Consider the following 20,925-nt stretch of genomic DNA (forward strand, 5'->3'; position numbering starts at 1 on the left):
CCGATCGCGGCCTCTTTTCGCCTGGGGTAAGCTCGAACGACCGTCGCCTGCCGCCTGGAGATGACATGCCGCGCCTCGACCGCGCCCGACGCCTCGCCCCGTGCTTCGCCATCGCCCTGGCCTGGCTCGCACCGCCGGCGACCGCCGACGAGTGCCTCGCCACCGGCCAGTGGTACCTGGACGGCGGCGCCCCCGTTGCCCCGGACGCCCTGATGGCCGAGCTGGCCGAGCGCCAGGTGGTGCTGCTCGGCGAACGGCACGACCGCCTGGCACATCATCGCTGGCAGCTGCATACCCTGGCCGGCCTCCACGCCCACCGGCCACGCCTGGTGATCGGGCTGGAGATGCTGCCCCGCGAGGCCCAGCCGGCCCTGGACGCCTGGGTGGCCGGCGAGCTCGATGAGGCCGGCTTCCTCGAGGCCAGCCGGTGGCACGAGACCTGGGGCTTCGATCCGGCGCTCTACTTCCCCATCCTGCATTTCGCGCGCATGCAGCGGATCCCGCTGCTGGCCCTCAACGTCGGCCCCGAGCTTCGCCGGCGGCTGGTGGAAGAGGGCTGGAGCGCCGTGCCCGAGGGCCAGCGCTTCGGCATCACGCCACCGGCGGCGGCGTCCGAGGCCTACCGCGAGTCCCTCGCCGAGATCCATGATCGGCACCCCGGTGGCGACGACCTGGCCCGCTTCATCGACGCCCAGCAGGTCTGGGACCGGGCCATGGCCACCGCCCTGGCCGAGAGCGCCGACGACGGTACCCTGGTGGTGGGCCTGATCGGCCAGGGTCACCTCACCCATGGTCATGGCGTGCCGCACCAGCTCGACGACCTGGGCGTGGATGACCATCGCACCCTGCTGCCGGTGACGCCGGATGACGGCTGTCGCGCCCCCGAGCCGGGCCTGGCCGACGCCTACTACCTGCTGGGGGACGAATCGGCCCATGAACCGCCCGAGGCGCTGCGCCTGGGCGTGCTGATCGGCGCCCACGCCGACGGCGTAGCGATCCATGGCGTCGGCCCGGACTCCGTGGCCGCCGAGGCCGGCCTGCAGGAGGGTGACATCATCGTGCGGGCCGCCGACCGCCCCATGGTCACCCCCGGGGACCTCACCGGGCTGATGCAGCGCATGGTGCCGGGCACCCTGCTGCCGCTGGAGATCCGGCGTGACGGCCGGGTACGGGAGCTCCTCGCCCGCCTCCCGGCCTCCTCGCCTTGACCCCGACGCCACGCCCCCGCGCCGGGTGCATCGCCCTCGCCCTGCTGCTGGCCTGGGGCGGTGCCACCGCCGGCGAGCCGGCCCGCACGCTGGCGCTGTGGCTGGATCCGGCCAGCCGCGAGCTACGCGGCGAAATGCGGCTGACGCTGCGTTCGGGCGACGAGTTCCACCTGCTCGACGGCCTCGAAGTGACGCGGGTGGAGCGCGGCGGCCGCCCCGTCGCCCCGGTTCGACTGGCTCCGGGGCACTATCGGCTGCCGCCCTCGCCCGAGGAGGCCTCTCCCCCGGAGGCCGGGGCCGTGACGGTCCACTGGCGCGGCACCCTGCCGGCGCGCTTGGCCGATACCCCGCTGCGCGTGTCGCCGGCGGGCAGCCTGCTGCCGACCCGCGGCGGCTGGTATCCGCGCGTCGACGATCCCCCGCCAAGGCCGCTCGCGCTGACGATCCACCTGCCCGACGGCCAGCGTGCGGTAGGCACCGGCTCGCTGGTCGAGGAGCACGCGAGCGGCGACGGCATGACCTCGCGCTACACGCACCCTCGCACCCGTGACATCGAAGTCGCCGTCGGCCCCTGGCAGCCGCGGGAGCGCGAGGCCGACGGCATTCGGCTGCGCACCCTCTTTCCCGCCGCCCTCGACGAGCGTTTCGCCGACACCTACCTGGCGCACACGGCCCGCTACCTGGCGATGTTCCAGCAACGCCTCGGCCCCTACCCGTTCGACAGCTTCACCCTGGCCGCCTTCCCCGAGCCGGTGGGGCTCGCCTTCCCCGGTTTCACCCTGCTCGGCGAGCGGGTCATCCCGCTGCCCTTCATTCCCCACACCTCGCTGGCCCACGAACTGATGCACGCCTGGTGGGGTGCCGGAGTGGGCGTCGACCACGCCAGCGGCAACTGGTCCGAGGCGCTGACCACCTACCTGGCCGACTACGCCCTGGACGAGGCGCGCGGCGAGGCGCGCGAGACCCGGCGGCGCTGGCTCGCCGACCTCGCGGCCCTGCCGGCAGCCGAGGAGCGCCCCCTGGCGAGCTTTCGCGGCGGCCCGGATCCGGTGGGGCGGCTGATCGGCTACCAGCACGGCGCCATGGTCTTCCACATGCTGCGCCGCCGGATCGGCGACGACGCCTTCACTGCGGGGCTACGCCGCCTCGCCGACGACAGGATGTTCCGCACCGCCGCCTGGCAGGACCTCCAGGCGGCGTTCGAGGCGGCCGCCGACGACGACCTGACGGACTTCTTCGGCGCCTGGCTGACCCGCCCGGGGCGACCGGAGCTGGCGCTGGATGACGTGACGCTGGAAGCGAGCGGGGCCGGCTTCCGAGTCGGCGGAGAGCTGACCCAGCGTGGCGCGCATGCCCCCTGGCCGCTCGAGGTGCCGGTGACGCTCGAGACCGCGGGCGAGCCGATCCAGACCACGCTCCGGCTCCACGGTCACGCCGCGACCTTCTCGCTCGACAGCGATCGCCCGCCGACGGCCCTGGCGGTGGACCCCGACCACCATCTGTTGCGCCGCCTGAGCGAGCCTCCCGCCATCCTGCGCGCCCTGATCCTGGACCCGACGACCCGGCTGCTGGCGCTGGACGACGCCCTCGCCCCCCTGGGCCGGCGGGTACTGGGCCGCGAGGCGGAGGCGTTCACGGGCGATCGCCACGGCGATGCCCCGCTGCTGGTCATCGGCACCACGGCGGCGGTGGCCGACTGGCTGGTGGAACGCGAGTTGCCGGCCCCGCCGCGTTCCCTGGCGCGGGCCGGTCACGCCCGCCTGTGGACGCTGCCGGGCACCCGGATCGGACTGCTCAGCGCCGACGACGCCCCGGGCCTCGAGCGGCTGAGCCGTGCCCTGCGTCATCACGGCCACCGCAGCTATCTGGTGCAGGACGCCGAGGGCAACACCCTGGACGCCGGACACTGGGAGGCCGACACCACGGCGCTGCGAGTGGAGCTCACGCCCTGAGCGACCGCCCGCCGGGTCACCGATGCAACCAGCAGGCCGAGAGGTGGCGCCGCCGTGGTTCGAAGTCGGGGGGCTCGTCGTGGTCGCACAGACCGGCCATGGCATGGGGGCAGCGCGGGTGGAAGCGACAGCCCGCGGGCGGATGAATGAGGCTCGGCGGCTCGCCGCCGGGTACCTCGCGCTGGCGGGTGGCGTTGGCCGCGTCGGGATCGGCGATCGCCGCGAGCAGCGCCTGGGTATAGGGGTGCTGCGGATGGTCGAGCAGGGCGTCCACGGCGGCGCTCTCCACCACCCGGCCCGCGTACATCACGAAGATGCGCTCGGCGAAATGACGCACGGTGGAGAGGTCGTGGGTGATGAAGGCCAGGGTCAGCCCGCGGCTGGCCTGGATGCCGCGCAGCAGGTCGAGGATCTCGATGCGCACCGAGGCGTCGAGCATCGACACCGGCTCGTCGGCGATGAGCAGCGCCGGCGCCAGGATCAGCGCCCGGGCGATCACCACCCGCTGCTGCTGGCCACCGCTGAGCATATGCGGGAACTTGGTCAGGTACTCCTCGGCCGGGGACAATCGCACCTCCTCCAGCACCGCGCGGATGCGCCGCTCGCGCTCGGCACGCGCCTTGACCCCATGGATGATCAGCGGCTCGGCGAGGATCCGCCCCACGTCCAGAAACGGCGGCAGTGCACCATAGGGGTCCTGCTGCACATAGCCCACCCGGGCGCGATAGGCCTTGAGCCCACCGGCGTCGAGGTCGCCCAGCGAGCCCCCGTCGAAGCGCACCTCGCCGCGGGTGGGCCGATGCAACCCGAGCAGGGTGCGGGCCAGCGAGCTCTTGCCGCAACCGCTCTCGCCGACGAAGGCCACCGCCTCGCCGCGAGCGAGTGTGAAGCTCACGCCATCCACCGCGTGCACCGCGCCGACGCGCAAGAAGCCCCACTGGCGCAGCTCGAACCAGGTGTGCAGGTCGTGGACCGCGAGCAGCGGCGCCTCGGCAGGCTCCCGGTGGAAGACGGCCTGGGCCATCATGCCCCTCCTCGTCGCGTGGACTCGTCATGCAGCCAGCAGCGCACCCGGTGCCGCTCACCGAGACGGATCGCCTCGGGGTCGTGGGCGCAGCGGGCGAAGCGATGCGGGCAGCGCGCGGCGAAGCGGCAGCCGCTCGGCGGGTCGAACAGGTTGGGCGGCTGGCCGGGGATCGCCTCGGGCCGGCTGCGCTGACGCAGCCGCGGCACGCTGGCCATCAGCATCCGCGAATAGGGGTGCGCCGGCCGGCTGAAGAAGGCGTCGGCGTCGGCCACCTCGACGAACTGGCCGGCATACATCAGCGCCACCCGGTCGGCGAGTTCGCTGGAGGTCGCCACGTCGTGGGTGATCAGGATGAAACTGGTGCCCTGCTCACGCTTGATCCGCTTGAGGGCGTTCATGATGCCCGCCTGGGTCAGCACGTCCAGCGCCGAGGTGGGCTCGTCGAGGATCACCAGCTCCGGCTCGGCGACCAGCGCCATGGCCAGCACCGCGCGCTGGCGCATGCCGCCGGAGAGCTCGAAGGGGTAGCGCGACAGGAAGTCGGTGGACACCCCCACCAGGCCGAAGACCTCCGCCGCCCGCTCCAGTGCCCGCCGCCGCGACCAGCCGCGCAGCACCCGCAGCGGCTCGGCGACCTGCTCGCCCACCCGCACCACCGGGTTCAAGGCATTCATCGAGGCCTGCATCACCAGCGCCATGCGCGACCACTGCACCTCGCGCCGGAAACGCTCGTCGGGCAGCGCCGTCACCTCGGTCTCGCCCAGCATGACCCGCCCGCCGGTATGCTGGACGTTGCGCGGCAGCACCCGCATCAGGGCCCTGGCCAACGAGCTCTTGCCGCAGCCGGACTCGCCGAGTACCACCAGCGCCTCGTTGCGCCTGAGATCGAAGCCGACGCCGTCCACGGCGCGCACCACGCCGCGCCGGGTTCGATAGTGCAGCGCGAGGTCCGCCACGCGCAGCAGGGTCGGTTCGCTCATCACAGGCTCCTCAGCCGCGGGTTGAAGACCCGGTCCAGGGCGAAGCCGAGCATCGCGAAGCCCAGCCCGGTGAGCATCAGCAGCACCGCCGGCGACACCACCCAGTAGTAGTAGCCGTTGTAGAGCGCGCTCTGCGACTGGGCGTCGTTGAGCACCTTGCCCCAGGTCGGCAACACCGGGTCGCCCAGCCCCAGCACCGCCAGCGACGCCTCCAGGAACACGAAGGTCGGGATCAGGGTGACGAAGGTGGGGATCAGCACCGGCAGGATGCGCGGGATCATGTAGCGCATCACGATGCGCAGGTTGCTCGCGCCGTAGGCCTGGGCCGCCTCGATGTAGGGCGCCTCGCGGATCGGCAACAGCATCGCCCGGTACATCTTGATGCTGGCGCTGAAGATGCCGAGCACCACCACCACCCCGAGCATCAGCCAGATGCTGGTGGAATAGAGGGTGCCGACCATCACCAGGATCGGCAGCACCGGCAGGATCATGTTGACCTCGGTGAGGCGCTGGATGACGGCGTCGATCCAGCCGCGGTACCAGACCCCCACCGCGGCGATGACCAGGGTGGTGACGGTGGTGCCCACCGCCGCCAGCAGCCCGAAGGCCAGCGCCACCGGCGTGCCCCACAGCAGCGCCAGGCGGAGGTCGCGACGCTGGTGATCGGTGCCGGCGATGCCATGGACGCGGCCGTAGAGCACCAGTTCGGCGTCGATGCCGGCCCGGTCGTCGAACACCACGGCATCCAGCAGCAGCACATGGCGCCCCTTCTGGACCCGCGGCATGGCCTCGCCATCGGGCTCGGCGAGCAGGCCGATATGCGGCACCCGCCCCCCCAGCCGACGCTCCAGGGCACGGTCCTGGGAGATCGAGACCCGATCCTCGCGGCCGATGCGGTGCCCGCCCAGCGAGATCTCGCGCCCGTCGGGGGCCTGCCACAGCAGCCGCGCGAAGGGCCGTTGCTCGTGCCCCTCGGCACGTAGGAAGAGGTTGATCTCGCTGGGAAAGCCGTCGAAGTCGTAGTCGAAGGCAAGCGCCATGCGCAGGCGACGCCCCCCCGCGAAGGGCGCCTCCTCCACCTCGGCGCCGCGGCCGACGATCAGGGTGCGCGCCTGGCGGCCCCCCGACAGCCGGTCGGCCCACGCCGGGCCGGCATTCACCGGGTGCAGCCGCCAGGGCTCGCCGCCGCGCCACTTGTCCAGCGCCTCGGGATACGGGATGGCCACCACGGTGTAGAGCGACAGCCCCACCAGCGCGGCGATGATCACCATCCCCACCAGGGCCGACGGATACCGGCGCAGCTCCCGCCAGCCGTCGCGCCACCGTCCGCCGTTCATCGCCGTCCCCCCTCGAGGCGCACGCGCGGGTCCAGCAGCGCGTAGAGGATGTCGAGCAGGAACACCGTCGCCGCCAGCAGGTAGGCGAAGATCACCACGGCACCGATGATCACCGGGGTATCGCGATGGCCGATGGCCCGGAACAGCAGCGAGCCCAGCCCCGGCCAGTTGAACACCTGCTCGAGGATGATGGCGCCGCTCCACAGGCCGATCAGCATCAGCAGGAAGCTGGTGACGATCGGCGACAGGGTCGGACGCAGGATGTAGCGCCGCTCGATGAGGTGCGACGGCAGCCCCTTGGCCCGCGCCATCTCCACGTAGTCCTCGCTGGAGTGGATCAGGAAGAAGGTGCGCCAGGAGTAGATCGAGACGAAGATCGACGACAGGAACATCGCCGCGAGCGGCAGCAGCATATGACGCAGCACGCTGGCCGCGTACTCCCAGCGCCCCTCGGGGGGCGGCGCGGCGACCATGCCGCCGGCCGGCAACAGCGGTATCACGAAGGCGAACACCAGGATCAGGAAGATGCCGTAGAACCAGCCCGGGGCCGCCGAGGTGGGCGCCAGCGCGATCACGCCGCGGTCGAGCGCGCTGCCGTAGCGACGCGACAGCGTCAGCGCCACGAACACCGAGGTGAAGAACACCAGCAGGTTGGCGCTGCCGAACAGCAGCAGGGTCGCCGGCAACCGCTCGACGATGATGTCGTAGACCTCCCGCGAGCCGCGGTCGCTGTGCATCTGCTCGGCACGCCCCAACTCCAGGCGCATGGCGCGCTGCAGATAGTCGACGCTGCGCAAGAGGAAGGGCTGGTCCAGGCGCAACCGCTCCACCTCCAGCGACACCCGACGCTCGATCAGCGCGTGGCGCTCCTCGCCGGGCATGTCCAGGAAGGCGGGATCGGCACGCACCGCCTCGGCGGCCTCGCTGCGGATCTGCACCAGCCGCAGCTCATCCACCCGGCCGCCCATGTTGGCGATCACGATGGTCAGGTAGACACTCACCAGCACGGTGAGCAGCAGCGCCAGCAGCCGCTTGACGGTATAGGCCAGCAGATGGCGCAGGTCGCGCCACAGGGCCCGGCGCGGCGGCGGAATGCGCTGCGAATCGCTCATGGCGCCCCCTCCCTGCCGCCGGCCGGTACCGTGGCGAAGACGTGCGAGGCGAAGACCGGCAGCGCCACCCGGCGGCTGGTCACCGCCAGTTCCAGGCTGTTGGCGCCGGCCCCCAGGGCCGCGACCGTCTCCGCCGACAACGCCAGGCGCCACAGGCCGTCGTCGAGCGCCTCGGCCTCGCCCCGTCGGGCCAGCTCGCCGCGGCCGTCGAAGAGCAGGAACTGCACCTGTTCGATGTCCTCGGCGGCGTAGGGCTCACCGTCGAAGGTCACGGCCAGATGAAAGGCGGCGGCCTCCCCGACTTCCACCACCAGGGGACCGTCGAGGTCGAGCTCGGGAATCGCCGGGCGGGAGAAGCGCAGCCACTTGTCGGCCGGGTCGGGGAACTCGGCGAAGCGACGCAGCACCACGCTGCCCGCCACGGGATGGACCGAGTGCAGCTCGAAGGGGCCATTGCCGACCCAGAAGTGACCGCGTTCGGCGTACCAGTCGGCGAGCGCCCGGTAGCGTGCGGCGACCTCCTCCGCGTCGAGCAGCTCGCCGAGCGCCGCCGGATAGGGCCGGATGCCGCGCTCGCGCGCCCGGCGCAGCTGGCGCTCCAGGATCGGCACGCTGGGCCCCGCCACCAGGCTCATCCAGTCCACCCGCCGCTGGTCGGCCTTGTTCGACGAGAACGCCAGCTCGTCGCTGCCCTCGGCCAGGATGCCCAGCGCCAGGGTATGCCAGGGGATCGGCGCCGGCGCCCGGGCCGCCACGATGGTCTCCGCGTCGGGGTAGATCTGGTCGCTGTAGACCTCGACGACCAGCGGGTCGCGGGAGACGATGTGCCAGCCGCGGAAGTGTCGCTGGAAGGCCTCGAAGGTGGCCAGGTGGGCGACGTCGAACAGCCGGCTCCCCTCGTCGGCCCGCTCGAAGGTCAGGATCCACGGCAGGATGAAATCGGCCAGCGACAGGGTCGAACCGTCGTGCCAGCGCCGCTCGAACAGCGCCTCCTCGTATGCCACCCGCGTCCGGGTGCGCGCGGTGACGCCCTCCGGGTGCTTCTCGCCGACGGTGACGAAGCGGCCGGCGTCGCCATCCCAGTCGATCCAGGCCGCCTCGGGGACCCGGATCTCCTCGGCGCTCTCCACGCTCAGCCAGTCGAGGGTGCGACCGACCGGCACCCCCGCCTCCACGGTCACCTCGGCCCCTTCGATGCGCTGGGGCAGGTAGAGCCCGGTGAAGGGATCGGGAATCACCATCGGATCCTCGGTCGCGCGCATGATCATCCGGTCGGAGGCCCAGTTGCTGCCCGCCACGGGATTCCACGGCTCGGTCAGCAGGTTGGGGGTGCCGAACACCATCTGCCCGCCCACCCGGTCGGTGTAGCGCAGGGTGTAGGGCCACAGCGCCGATCCCGACAGCCCGCCGGCCAGGTCCACGGCAACCGCGACGTTGGCGGCCCGCGCCGAGGCATTGAGCTGGTCCACCAGCCAGACCCGCACCGAATCCTCCATGGCGAGCTCGAGGGCGCGGGTCATCATCGCCTGACGCTCCACCCAGGTGCGGTAGTCGCGCCGCTCCAGGCGGTCGGCCAGCTCATCGAACTCCGGGACCGGCCGATAGGCCTGCCACAGCGGCTCGGCGCGCCCCCGCGGGGTGTAGTAGAAGCTGAAGCCCTCCGCCTGGTCGCGCAGGATCACGATGGTGATCCAGCTGCCGGTGTAGAAATGCCAGTGTCCGGCCCGCGGGTCGCTGGCGATCCACAGCCGCGAGGCCTCTTCCGCCGTGCGATAGCGCCGCTCGACGGCGAAGCCGAGGTCCTCCATCAGGTTGGCGATGTAGTCGCCGATCCGTCGCCGCTCGTCCTCGGTGCGGATCAGCGCGATCAGGCGCACGGGGGCATCCCGGTACCACCATCGCCCCCCGGCGAAGCGTGCCCCCAGGGCCTCCATCTCACGGTGGATCACGTCGCGGGCGGCCTCGGGATCATGGGCATAGTGCAGCTCCAGCTCACGGGCCTCGTCGGCCAGGCGGGCGTAGTCGGGAAAGGCGGTGGAGAGCGGCAGGTAGCGCGGGACGGCGAGGCCCCCGAAGATCTCCTCGGCGATGTAGCGACGATCGATCAGCCGATTGAGCGCCTCACGGATGGCCGGCACATGGAAGGGGTTGAGCTCACCGGTGGCCAGCTCCGGGCCGGCGGGGTTGAGGGTCAGTTCGCTGGCGGTGCCGTAGGCGAGGTCATAGGCGGTATGCAGCGAGTCGCGCAGGCGATTGAACACCGTGGTGCTGGAGATGCCCTGGGTGAAGACCTGATGGGAACCGGCCTCGATCAGGCCGGTGACCCGGCCCACGTCCGCCTCCCGGGTGAACACGACCCGATCCACGAGGGCACCGCGCCGCCCCTGGAGCTCGGCTTCGTCGATGCCCTCGCCCGGCGTCGGTGGCTGCCGTGGTGCGACCGTGGAGGCCGGGCGCAGCGCGACGGCGAGCACCGCAAGGAACAACAGGGCTGCAGCCACTGGAACGACACGTCGCATCACGTCACCGCTGGAGCGTGCCACGGCACGGACGGTTACCTGTTTTCACACCGTAGGCGAGATGGCCGTGAGGCGAGAGCGGCACTTTCAACGCTTGCCGTCCCTCAACGCCGCGCCAGGGTCTCCACGGCCTTGGCCAGCGCCAGGGTCAGCCGCGCCATGGTCTCGTAGTCCAGTCGGTCGTGGGTGTCGTGGGGGCCGTGGTAGTAGGGATTGCGGAAGTTGGCGGTGTCGGTGAGCATGATCGCCGGATAGCCCACCTCCCAGAACGCCCAGTGATCCGAGCGGCGGATATCGCCGATCAGCTCCGGTGCGGCCAGCCCCTCCGAAGGCATCTCGGCGTGCTCGCGGAAGGCGCCGACGGCATCACGCACCAGCCTCCGTGAGCCCAGGTTGCCGACGAAGGCCACGAAGTCGCCGCGGTGAGGATAGAAATGGCCCAGCAGTGGCGGGTGACGCTGGCTGCCCGGCGCGTCGACGTAGTAGCCCAGCATCTCCAGGGAGAGCATGCCGACGATGTCGTCGCCCCGCGCCCGGGCCTCGCGGGCGTAGGCCAGGCTGCCCATGGCCTCGCTGGCGAAGAAGGGGGCCTCCTCGTTGACGAAGGCGACCAGGTGCAGGCTTCGCTCGAGGTCGGCCTCGCCCAGCAACCGCGCCAGCTCGATCAGTACGGCCACGCCCGAGGCGTTGTCGTCGGCGCCGGGGGTGCCGCGCACGGTGTCGTAGTGGGCACCGATGACCAGGATCTCGTCCGTCGCCCCGCTGCCCGGCAGGCGCACCTCGACATTGTCGAAGACCCAAGCCTGGGTCGGTACGGCGTGCCGCACCGGCTGGTGTCCCGCCTCGCGAAAGGCCCGGTCGATGGCATCGGCCGCGGCGTGAAGCGCTTCAGGGCGCCAGTAGTGGCGCTCGCCGATCTCATCGGCCAGCACCCGGACGTGCTCCCGAAGGCGCTCACGGAGCGCCTGCCCCTCGTCGTCCAGCGGCGGGGGCGTACCCCGGTAGGAACCCCCTGGCATCTGGAACATCATCCCGTAGCCTCCCCCCAGCGTCAGCAGGACCAGCACCAGCAACCCCGCCACGAGCCCGACCACCACCGTCATGCCTGCTTGACGCGCCACTGGCACCTCCCGACGGCCGCGCTCATCGAGCCCTACCCGCTCGGAGCCGCAACCGCACCCATTGGGACAGATAGACCAGGGCGTAGAGGCTGACGCCGAGAATGTCGGTGAACCAGTTGGGCTGGATCAGCATGAAGGCGACGCCCAGCAGCACCAGCCGCTCGGGGATCAGGGTGCGGATGCGCACGAAGCCCTGCACCCCCGCCGCGAAGGCCAGCATACCCACCAGGGCGCTGGCGAAGATATGCAGGATGTGGAACCAGCCGCCGACATCGATCTGCAGCAGTTGGGTATTGAAGATGAACATGAACGGCAGGATGGCGGTGCGCATGTCGTAGACGAAGCCCTGCACCCCGGTACGGATCGGATCGCTGCGGGCGATGCCGGCGGCGGCATAGGCGGCCAGCCCCACCGGCGGCGTGTCGTCGGCCAGGATGCCGAAGAAGAACACGAACAGGTGCGCCGCCAGCAGCGGGATGGCGAAACCGAACTCGTTGCCCAGGTTGTAGATCACCGGCGCGGTGAGGGTCGCCATTACCACGTAGTTGGCGGTGGTCGGCAGCCCCAGCCCGAGGATCAGGCTGGCCACCGCGGTGATCAGCAGCACGATGGCGAACTGGGTGGTGGTGTCGAAGGTTCCCACGTTGCCGCCGAAGAACTCCACCACCGGCAGGGTGATCAGGCCGATGCCGCCGGCCATGGCCGCGCTGATGATCTGGATGATCTCGGTGAGGCGCAGCCCCACCCCAGTCTGACTGACCGAGCCGACGATGATGCCGGCGGCCGCCACCGCCACGGCGATACCCACCATGTTGCGCGCCCCGGCGATCAGGCCGTGGAACAGCGTGACCGCCCCGCGTCCTAGCGCCGGCAGCAGCGGGCGCCCCTGCAGGAAGGCCTTGACCGGCTCCTGCACCAGCATCAGCACCGCCAGGGCCAGGATCGCCACCATTACCGCATAGCCGGGGGTGCGCCGCACGATCACCAGGTAGTAGACCAGCACCGCCACCGGAATCAGGAAGTGGATGCCGCCGATGAAGGTCTTGAGCCGCGGCGGCAGCTCGTCCCGCGGGATGCCGTGCAGCCCCAGCTTCAGCGCCTCCAGGTGCATGATGTAGAACAGCGCGAAATAGGCCACGAAGGCCGGTATCACCGCCGCCCGGACCACCTCGATATAGGGCACGCCGACGAACTCGGCGATGATGAAGGCCGCCGCCCCCATCACCGGCGGCATCAGCTGGCCATTGGTCGATACCGCCACCTCGCAGGCCGCGGCCTTGTAGTCGGGATAGCCGGTGCGTTTCATCAGCGGAATGGTGAAGGTGCCGGTGGTCACCACATTGGCCAGCGACGACCCCGAGACCATGCCGGTCATCCCCGAGGCCACCACCGCGGCCTTGGCCGGCCCACCGCGCATATGGCCGAGGAAGGAGTTGGCGACGTCGATGAAATACTTGCCGGCCCCGGCCTTGTCGAGCATCGAGCCGAACAGCACGAACAGGAACACGAAGGCGGTGGACACCCCCACCGGCACGCCGAAGATGCCCTCGGTGGTCACGTACTGCTGGCTGATGGCGCGCTGCAGGCTGGCGCCGCGATGGGCCAGCAGATCGGGCACCCACTCGGCCAGCCAGGGAACGGCGCCGCGTGGCCCCACCAACTGGTAGAGGAAGAAGATCCCCGCGATCACCGCCAGCGCCGGCCCCAGGCTGCGTCGCGTCGCCTCCAGCAGCAGCAGCATGAACAGCAGGCCGATCCAGATCTCGCGGGGGATCGCCAGACCCTGCCGCATCTGCAGGCCGTGGTAGTCGAACACCAGGTAGAGCGCGCCCAGCCCCGCCAGCAGGGCAAACAGGAAGTCGAACCAGGGCACCCGATGGACCTGCTCCAGGCGCAGCGATGCCAATACCACCGCGCAGAGCGCCAGCCCCACGCCCATCGCCAGCCAGCCCGGCACGCTCAGGGGTGTGACCACCGAGATCAGCATCATGAAGGTAGCGCCCACCCCGAGGCTGATCCCGCCGAGCATCACCCGCTGAAAGACGGTGGGCCGCTGGCGGCCACGGATGGCGGGAAAGACCAGGAAGGCCAGGGTGATGCCGAAGCACACGTGGATCGCCCGCTGGATGACCACGTCGACCGCCAGCACGCTGGCCACCCCCAGTTGGAACAGCGACCAGGCCAGCGCCAGGGCGACGATCGCCCACAGCAGGATACCGCTGGGCATCCGCGCCCCGGTCTCGAGCTCCTCGACCAGTTCACGCGCCTTGCGCGCGGCCTCCTGATCGAGCCGCGACCGTTGAGCGTCGGGGCCCCCGTGCCGGGAATCGTCCGGCTCGGGATCCGGCGATCCCGGGGGTGGAGGGTTCTCGACCATGCTGGCCCCCATGATCAAGTCGTCACCGACCCGGGGCCGCCGGTCGCGGCCCCGGGCCATGCGCGTCGTGCAGGGCGACCTCCCTTAGAGCAGCCCGGCCTCCTGATAGGCCCGTTCGGCACCGGGATGCAGCGGCGCCCCGAGTCCGCTCAGGAAGTCTTCCTCGGTCAGGAAGTTGAGGGCCGGATGGATCTGGGTGAAGTCCTCCAGGTTGTCGAGAATCGTCCGGGTGATGTTGTAGACCACCTCCTCATCGAGATCGGTGGTGGTCACGAACAGCGCCTTCACCCCGAACAGGGTGACGGGCTCGTCCTGGCCGCGATAGGTGCCGGCCGGCACCTCGGTGAAGGCGAAGTAGGGGAGCTCTTCGACCAGGGGCTCGAATTCGGGATCGTCCATGGGCACGAAGACCACATCCTGGGACGTGCTGATATCCAGCAGGGCCGCCCCACCGATACCGATGGTGTAGAAGAAGCAATCGACCCGACCGTCACGCAGGAAGTCCACCCCTTCGGGAGCGGTCAGGCTCTGGGCCTCGAAATCATCGAGGCTGATGTCCAGCACCTCCAGGGCCTGCTCCACGGTGAAGCGGATGCCGGATCCGGGGTTGCCGATGTTGACCCGCTTGCCGACGATATCGCGTACGCTGCTCACCCCCGCGTCACGATCACAGACCAGATGCAGCGGCTCGGCATGCAGCCCCATCACCGTACGCAGCTGGGTGACGGCCTCGCCCTCGAAGCCCGCCTCGCCCTCATAGGCCTGGTACACCACGTCGGACTGGGCCAGCGCCAGGTCGAGCTCGCCGGCCGCCAGGGCCCGGGCATTGAAGGCCGAGCCGCCGGTGGCCTCGACCGTGGCCCTCAGCCCGATATCGGCCTGGTTGATGATCTGGGATGTCGCCCCGCCGACGGGGTAGTAGATGCCCACCACACTGGCGGTGCCGATGGTCAGGAACTGACGTTGGGCGAGCGCGTGATGCGCCACGAGCCCAAGGGCCAACGCCAGAAGCCCTACGATGAGTCGTTTCATGACAGCCTCCTCCTCACGTCTGGATAGGAAACTGGCTCCCTGCGGCCCCTGGCGGCACCGCCCTCCCTGTCGCCGGCAGATCCGGAGATTCCTCGGCGTCCACGACGGGGCCAGCTCGCCACCGAGGGATAATGAGAGATGCGGCCAATTCTCAGTCTATACGCTATCGGGGCCTTTCACTTGTCAGGCGCCACAGCCGACAGGGGTTGCCCGATGCCGCGACAAGCGCCAGAGTGCCCTCGACCGGTATCGAGGAAGGAGCCAGTACATGGAACACCGCAGGGATTCGGCGCCGAGCGTGCTCATCACCGGCTGCTCCAGCGGGATCGGCCACGCCGCCGCCCACGCGCTGGGACAGCGGGGCTGGCGGGTCTTCGCCACCGCCCGCGGCCAGGACGACGTACACAGGCTGGGCGACGAGGGCCTGGAGGCGCTGCCGCTGGACCTGGCCTGCAGCGCGTCGATCGCCGCCTGCGTCGAGGAGGTGCTCGGCCGCACCGGCGGACGCCTCGAGGCGCTGTTCAACAACGGCGCCTACGGCCAGCCGGGCGCCGTGGAGGACCTCTCCCGCGCGGTGCTGCGCGCCCAGCTGGAAACCAACCTGCTCGGCACCCATGAGCTCACCACCCGCGTCATCCCGGCGATGCGCGAACAGGGCGGTGGGCGCATCGTGCAGAACAGCTCGGTGCTGGGCTTTGCCGCCCTGCCCTACCGCGGCGCCTATGTCTGCTCCAAGTATGCCCTCGAGGGCCTGACCGACACCCTGCGCCAGGAGCTGTACGGCACCGGCATCCACGTCAGCCTGATCGAGCCGGGCCCCATCACCAGCCGCTTCCGGGAGAACGCCTACCGCGCCTTCCTCGACAACATCGATGCCGCCGGCAGCTACCACGCCGCAACCTATCGCAGCGTGGAGGCGCGCCTGGCCGGCGGAGGGCCACCGGCGCCCTTCACCCTCGGGGCCGATGCCGTGGTAGGCAAGCTTCTGCATGCCCTGGAGAGCCGGCGCCCCAGGGCGCGCTACCGCGTGACCGTGCCGACCCACCTGTTCGCGGTACTGAAGCGGCTGTTGACCACGCGGGGCATGGACCGGGTATTGCTGAGGGCGACCCGGGGAGAACGGGAAACCTGACTCCGGCCGGCCACCGCCATCACGCCGTGGCCTCCCCCTCGACGCTCGCCAGCAGCCGGTTGGCCAGTGCCAGCGCCACCCGCTCCTCGACGAACGGCAGGCTCAACCGACCACTGGCCAGGTAGAGCCGCAGGGTCACCACCCCGCGACGGCGCTGCAGCCAGCTCTGCTGAACCCGCAGCGACAGCAGGTGCGCGGCGGGAAAGAGGCTGGTGCGCCGCCCCCAGAGGCCGTGGCGCACCCGCAGCCAGTCGCCCCGACACGCCCAGCCCAGCGACCGCCAGCGCAGATGCGCCAGCCCGGCCGCCAGGGCGACCAGGCCCATCAGCACCGGCCCCGGGCTCCAGGCCGGTAGCCCGGCCAGCCCGTCACCCGCCACCCCGGCGAGCAGCCCCAGCCCCGCGACCATGGCCAGCAGCAGGCGCAGGAACAGCACCCGGCGATAGAGCCCGGCCACCCGCTGCAGAGGCGCCGTCAGCGAGGGCGACGCGCCCCGGCCGGGCCACAGCGATGGCACCAGCGTATCGGCCCGGGCTGCGGTCAGGCCGGGGACCAGGAAACGCCGGGCCTCGGCGACCTCGCCGCCCGCCATCGCCCCGAACTGGTGACAGACCAGGTAGCCCCGCCCCAGGGCCCGACCGGGCCCGGTCTGCACCCACTCCACCACCTGCAGCCGGCGCAGGGTCAGGGTCAGCGAGCGGCGGTGCAACAGGCCGCTCATCTGGACCTGGCGCTCACCGTCGTCGCGCAGCACATAGCCATGGAAGCGCCACCAGGCGGCCAGCACCGCGAGCAGCATCAGCGCCGCCAGCGCGGCGACGAGCCCCAGCCCCACCGCCAGCGGCGGCGACGCCGGCAACCAGGCCCAGAGGTCGAGCTGCGGCAGGCGGTCGTGCAGCCAGCGCTCCAGCGGCCGCACCAGGGGCGAGAGCAGCGCGGCGATCACCATCAGCGAGCGGCTGGTCAGCCCGTGCAGCACCAGGGCCCCGGGGGTGATGGCGAAGCGTTCCAGCGGCGCGGGCGGCTCGTCCGCTGTCGTCGTCGGGCCGCTGCGTGACGCGGCCCCGCCCAGGCGGGCCTCCAGCGCCTCGGCCAGCTCGCACCGGATGCCGGGCAGGGAGATGGACGCCGCCTCGCCGGCCAGGGTCTCGACCTCCCACTGCACCACGCCCAGGGGGCGCATCCAGGCCGGCTGCTGCACGCTGGTCTGCTGCACATGCCCGGCGGCGACCTTGAACTCCCGGTGGACGAACAGCCCCTTCTGGATCACCAGCGCGTCGGCGTCGAAGCGGAAGCGGAAACGCCGGTAGTAGAGCAGGCTCAGCAGCAGCGCCACCACCAGCAGCAGGCCACCGCCCAGCAGCGCCTCGCGCAACCCGACACGGTCGCTGACCGCGAGGCCCGCCCCGGCCGCCAGCAGCAGCGGCAGGTGCTCGCGGGCCAGTGACACGCCGGTGGTCATCAGCGTCAGCCCGATGGCCCAGGGCGAGAGGCGCTGCCACTCGGCCAGCCCGTCTTCCCCCGCGGCGTCGCGGGTCATGGCGCCTGCTCCTCCGGCGCGGCCGGCTCCGCCTCCAGGCGCGCCAGCAGGTGCTGCTTGACCGCCTCGGCACGCGCGGCGGGCAGGCCCTCGAGGACCAGGTCGGCGCCACGCCCACCGGCGGTGAAGCAGGTCAGGCGCACCAGGCCGAAGGCCCGTTCCAGGGGGGTGCTCAGCGTCTCCACGTGCTGCAGGCGCACCAGCGGCAGCACCTGGGTGCGCCGGACCCAGAGCCCGCGCCGGTAGCAGAGGTCATGCTCACGCAGCCCGTAGGCGCGACGCCGTGCCTCGAACCAGGCGAGCACGGCCATCGCCAGCCCCAGGACGGCGATGCCGACGGCCAGCCGCCCCTGCCAGTCGGCCACCGGCGGCTCCGAGAGGGGGACCAGGCGCGCCAGCACGGCCAGCAGCCACCAGCGCCAGAGCTGCTGCAGGGCCTGGCAGGGGGCCAGCCGAGGCGACACGGGCGTCAGCGGTGCCTCTTCCAGCCGGGGCAGGCGTTCGGGGTCGAGCGGGACATTGGTGTGCGTCATGGTTCCAGAGAGTAGCAGCCGGACCGCACGTACAGATACGCGAACGGCGCCGGAGCCCCGGCGCGAGCGGCAGCCAAGGCCCGTGGCCGCCGGCGGGCCGGTGCTTGCCCTGCGCGCCCTTCGCGCCTACACCTTGAGGATGGACACGTCTCCGGCACTCATCGGCCCCGGCCGGGGCCCCCTGGCGGTCGTCCGTTTCCTCGGCCTGGTATTCCTGGGAGCCATCATCGGCGCCATCGCCGCCCTGTTCGCCGTGGGTTTCGTCACCGCGGTGCTGGAACTCAACGAGCTGCTGCTGATCTCGCCGCGCAGCCGCATGATGTTCGATCACGCCGGGGCGTTGATGGCCATCACCGTCGCGGTCCCGGCGCTCGGCGGCCTGGTCGTCGGCCTGCTGCACCTCGCCATCCCCGAACGGCGCCCCCACGCGCCCGCCGACGTGATCGCCGCCGTCCAGACCCGGCGTGGCCGGCTGCCCGCCAGGGCCGGCGGCCTGTCGGCCCTGAGCGCGCTGATCTCGCTGGGCTCGGGGGCCTCGGTGGGTCAGTACGGTCCCCTGGTGCACCTGGGGGCCACCCTCGGCTCGCTGGGGGCGCGGCTGCTGCGCCTGGGGCGTTCGGACGACAACATCGCCATCGCCTGCGGGGTCGCCGCGGCCATCGCCACCGCCTTCAACGCGCCCCTGGCGGGCATCGTCTTCGCCCACGAGGTGGTGCTGCGCCACTACGCCCTGCGTGCCTTCGCCCCGGTGGCCGCGGCCGCCCTGGTCGGCTACGTGATCGCCACCAACGTGCTGGAGCGAGGGGCGCTCTTCCATGTCGCCGACACCGCCGTGCCCATGCCCTGGGAGTTCGCCGTCTTCCTCGTCATCGGCGGCCTCGGCGCCCTGGTCGCCGGCGCCTACATGCGCGCGATCCTCGGCGTCACGCGCCTGGCCGGCACCCTGCCGCTCGCCCCGCCGCTGCGCCCGGCGCTGGCCGGGGCGCTACTCGGGCTCACCGCCCTCTGGGTGCCCGACATCCTCGGCATGGGCCAGGAGACCCTGCGCTTCGCCACCATCGCCGGTGCCTTCGGCAGCGGCGAGCTACTGCTGGTGCTGGGGCTCAAGATCGCCGCCACGGCGCTCTGCCTGGGCATGGGCTTCAGCGGTGGCGTGTTCAGCCCCGCCTTGGTGATCGGCACCCTGTTCGGGGCCCTGTGCGGCAGCCTGGTCGGCCAGCTCAGCGGCGCGCCCCAGGAGACCTTCGTGTTCTACGCCGTCTGCGGCATGGTGGCGGTGACGGCACCGGTGATCGGTGCACCGCTGACGACGCTGCTGATCGTCTTCGAGCTCACCGGCAGCTATGCGCTGACCACCGCTGCCCTGGCCAGCGTGACCCTGGCCAGCCCCATCGCCGCCCAGCTCTTCGGCCGCTCGCTGTTCGACATCCAGCTCGAGACACGGGGCCTGGACCTCTCGGCCGGGCGCGGGCGTGCCGTGCTGCGCAGCACCCCGGTGATCGAACACCTGACCCGGGAGTGCGTTACCCTGCTCCCCGAGACACCGGTGTCCGAGGCGGTGACCGTCCTCGGCCAGGCCCGGCACGGCGAGGCCTATCTGGTCGACGCCGGGGGACGCTACCGGGGCTGCGTGACCCTCGCCGACCTGGAGGCCGCCCGCGAGGCACGCGGGGGCCCGCAAGCGGTGGCCGAGGTCACCGCCGCGCAGCGACCGCTGTTGCGGCCGGACACCTCGCTGTGGGACGCCATGGCGCGGTTGCAGGACGTCACCGGCGAGGCCCTGCCGGTGGTCGACGCCGCCGCACAGGACGCCTTCCTCGGGGTGGTCTTCGAGGCGAGCATCGCCCGCGCCTACCTGCGCCACAGCGACGAGATGCGACGGGAGGAACATGGCACGGGTTGAACGATACCGACGGCCGGCCGGTGTGCCGGGGTCGACGCTGACGTGGCTGGCGCGGCTGTGGCTGGCGCTGCTGTGGCCGGTGTTGTTCGCGGCGCCGGCCGAGGCCGCGAACGACGAGGTCCTGACCGTGCTGAGCTGGGGCGGCGCCTACGAGCGCGCCCAACGGGCCGCGCTCTTCGAGCCCTACACGGCCAGCACCGGCCGGCGGGTCGAGGTGGCGCAGTACGACGGCGGGCTCGCCGGCCTGCGTCGCGCCGTCGAGGCCGGCGAGGTGCCCTGGGACGTCATCGACATGACCCGCAGCGAGGCCATGGCCGCCTGCGAGGAGGGCCTGCTGCGGCCGCTCTCGCCCGCGCTGCTGGCCCCAGCCCCGGATGGCACCCCGGCGGAGCAGGACTTCCTGCCCGGTTCCTTCGGCCGCTGCGCCATCACCCACACCATCTTCGCCACGGTGGTCGCCTACCGGCGTGACGCCTTCCCCGGCAAGCGCCCCACCACCATCGCCGATCTCTTCGACCAGCAGCAGTTTCCCGGGCCCCGGGCCCTGCAACGCACCCCGGCGGTCAACCTGGAGTGGGCCCTGCTCTCCTATCGCGTGCCCCGGGAGGAGCTCTACGGCCTGCTCAGCACCCGGCGCGGCCTGAACCTGGCGCTGGAGCGACTCGGCGAGCTCGACGAGATCCACTGGTGGGAGGCCGGCGATACCCCGCCACGGCTGCTGGCCGAAGGCCGGGTGGTCATGGCGTCGGGCTACAACGGGCGCTTCTTCGATGCCATGGTCAACCGGGGAGTGCCGATCGAGATCCTCTGGGACGGCCAGGTCCAGGAGCACGAGACCTGGGCGATCCCCCGCGGCAGCCCCTACCCCGAGGCCGCCCGGGACTTCATCCGCTTCGCCACCACCACCGAGCGCCTCGCCGAGCTGTCACGGCGCATTCCCTACGGCCCGGCCCGTCGCTCGGCGGCCGTCCAGGTCACCACCCACCCCGACAGCGGCGTCGACATGCGCCTGCACATTCCCACCCATCCGCTGAACGCCGAACGGGCGCTGGCCAAGGACGAGGCGTGGTACGCCCGCACCCTGGGCCGTATCAACGATTATTTCGGCGACTGGCTGGCGACGCGCGAGGGCGAGTAGAGCGGCAGTGCACC

General features: G+C 71.5%; 15 protein-coding genes. 5 read left to right on the top strand and 10 right to left on the bottom strand.

The features are described 5' to 3' along the window. Positions 1-65 precede the first annotated feature (65 nt). Both C1H66_RS14895 and C1H66_RS14900 read left to right on the top strand, forming a co-directional pair. A complete protein-coding gene (locus C1H66_RS14895; RefSeq protein WP_102628665.1) occupies positions 66-1,208 on the top strand; it encodes a ChaN family lipoprotein in 1,143 nt (380 codons plus the stop codon). Then, positions 1,205-3,160 carry a M1 family metallopeptidase gene (locus tag C1H66_RS14900; RefSeq protein ID WP_102628666.1) on the top strand — a complete coding sequence of 652 codons (1,956 nt, stop codon included), beginning with the start codon at positions 1,205-1,207 and terminating at the stop codon, positions 3,158-3,160. The genes C1H66_RS14895 and C1H66_RS14900 overlap by 4 nt, the downstream gene beginning before the upstream one ends. A 16-nt stretch (positions 3,161-3,176) precedes the next feature. Here the strand turns inward: C1H66_RS14900 and C1H66_RS14905 are convergent, their stop codons facing one another. The 8 genes from C1H66_RS14905 to C1H66_RS14940 form a co-directional block, all read right to left on the bottom strand. Further along, complete coding sequence (locus C1H66_RS14905) at positions 3,177-4,187, bottom strand: ABC transporter ATP-binding protein (protein WP_205738670.1); 1,011 nt, start codon at positions 4,185-4,187, stop codon at positions 3,177-3,179. Continuing rightward, entirely contained in the window at positions 4,184-5,167 is a 984-nt protein-coding gene (locus C1H66_RS14910; protein ID WP_102628668.1) for an ABC transporter ATP-binding protein, read from the bottom strand. Before C1H66_RS14910 ends, C1H66_RS14905 begins: the two co-directional genes overlap by 4 nt. Beyond that, on the bottom strand, positions 5,167-6,504 hold the full coding sequence (locus tag C1H66_RS14915) for an ABC transporter permease (protein WP_102628669.1): 1,338 nt from the start codon (positions 6,502-6,504) through the stop codon (positions 5,167-5,169). The genes C1H66_RS14910 and C1H66_RS14915 overlap by 1 nt, the downstream gene beginning before the upstream one ends. Then, entirely contained in the window at positions 6,501-7,616 is a 1,116-nt protein-coding gene (locus C1H66_RS14920) for an ABC transporter permease (RefSeq protein WP_102628670.1), read from the bottom strand. The genes C1H66_RS14915 and C1H66_RS14920 overlap by 4 nt, the downstream gene beginning before the upstream one ends. Next, complete coding sequence (locus C1H66_RS14925; protein ID WP_205738671.1) at positions 7,613-10,117, bottom strand: ABC transporter substrate-binding protein; 2,505 nt, start codon at positions 10,115-10,117, stop codon at positions 7,613-7,615. The genes C1H66_RS14920 and C1H66_RS14925 overlap by 4 nt, the downstream gene beginning before the upstream one ends. 122 nt (positions 10,118-10,239) lie before the next feature. Beyond that, on the bottom strand, positions 10,240-11,256 hold the full coding sequence (locus C1H66_RS14930; protein WP_240618346.1) for a M28 family peptidase: 1,017 nt from the start codon (positions 11,254-11,256) through the stop codon (positions 10,240-10,242). A 22-nt stretch (positions 11,257-11,278) separates the two neighbouring features. Further along, entirely contained in the window at positions 11,279-13,693 is a 2,415-nt protein-coding gene (locus C1H66_RS14935; protein ID WP_205738672.1) for a TRAP transporter permease, read from the bottom strand. 24 nt (positions 13,694-13,717) lie between these two features. Continuing rightward, entirely contained in the window at positions 13,718-14,665 is a 948-nt protein-coding gene (locus tag C1H66_RS14940; protein ID WP_102628672.1) for a TAXI family TRAP transporter solute-binding subunit, read from the bottom strand. 268 nt (positions 14,666-14,933) lie between these two features. Between C1H66_RS14940 and C1H66_RS14945 the strand changes: the two genes are divergently transcribed. Beyond that, entirely contained in the window at positions 14,934-15,797 is an 864-nt protein-coding gene (locus C1H66_RS14945; protein WP_102628673.1) for an SDR family oxidoreductase, read from the top strand. Between the two features lie 19 nt (positions 15,798-15,816). On the opposite strand, the gene C1H66_RS14950 is transcribed toward C1H66_RS14945, so the two are convergent. Both C1H66_RS14950 and C1H66_RS14955 read right to left on the bottom strand, forming a co-directional pair. Beyond that, positions 15,817-17,337, bottom strand: a complete 1,521-nt coding sequence (locus tag C1H66_RS14950; RefSeq protein WP_102628674.1) for a PH domain-containing protein — start codon at positions 17,335-17,337, stop codon at positions 15,817-15,819. Then, entirely contained in the window at positions 17,334-17,870 is a 537-nt protein-coding gene (locus C1H66_RS14955; RefSeq protein ID WP_102628675.1) for a PH domain-containing protein, read from the bottom strand. Before C1H66_RS14955 ends, C1H66_RS14950 begins: the two co-directional genes overlap by 4 nt. Positions 17,871-17,952: 82 nt before the next feature. Here C1H66_RS14955 and C1H66_RS14960 point away from each other — a divergent pair, with 82 nt between their 5' ends. Both C1H66_RS14960 and C1H66_RS14965 read left to right on the top strand, forming a co-directional pair. Then, positions 17,953-19,773, top strand: a complete 1,821-nt coding sequence (locus tag C1H66_RS14960) for a chloride channel protein (RefSeq protein ID WP_240618347.1) — start codon at positions 17,953-17,955, stop codon at positions 19,771-19,773. After that, positions 19,760-20,911: an extracellular solute-binding protein gene (locus C1H66_RS14965; RefSeq protein ID WP_102628676.1), complete on the top strand. Its 1,152-nt coding sequence runs from the start codon at positions 19,760-19,762 to the stop codon at positions 20,909-20,911. Before C1H66_RS14960 ends, C1H66_RS14965 begins: the two co-directional genes overlap by 14 nt. The last annotated feature ends 14 nt before the right edge of the window (positions 20,912-20,925 follow it).

It is taken from the genome of Halomonas heilongjiangensis, from assembly GCF_002879645.1.
Classification (GTDB): Bacteria; Pseudomonadota; Gammaproteobacteria; order Pseudomonadales; family Halomonadaceae; genus Halomonas; species Halomonas heilongjiangensis.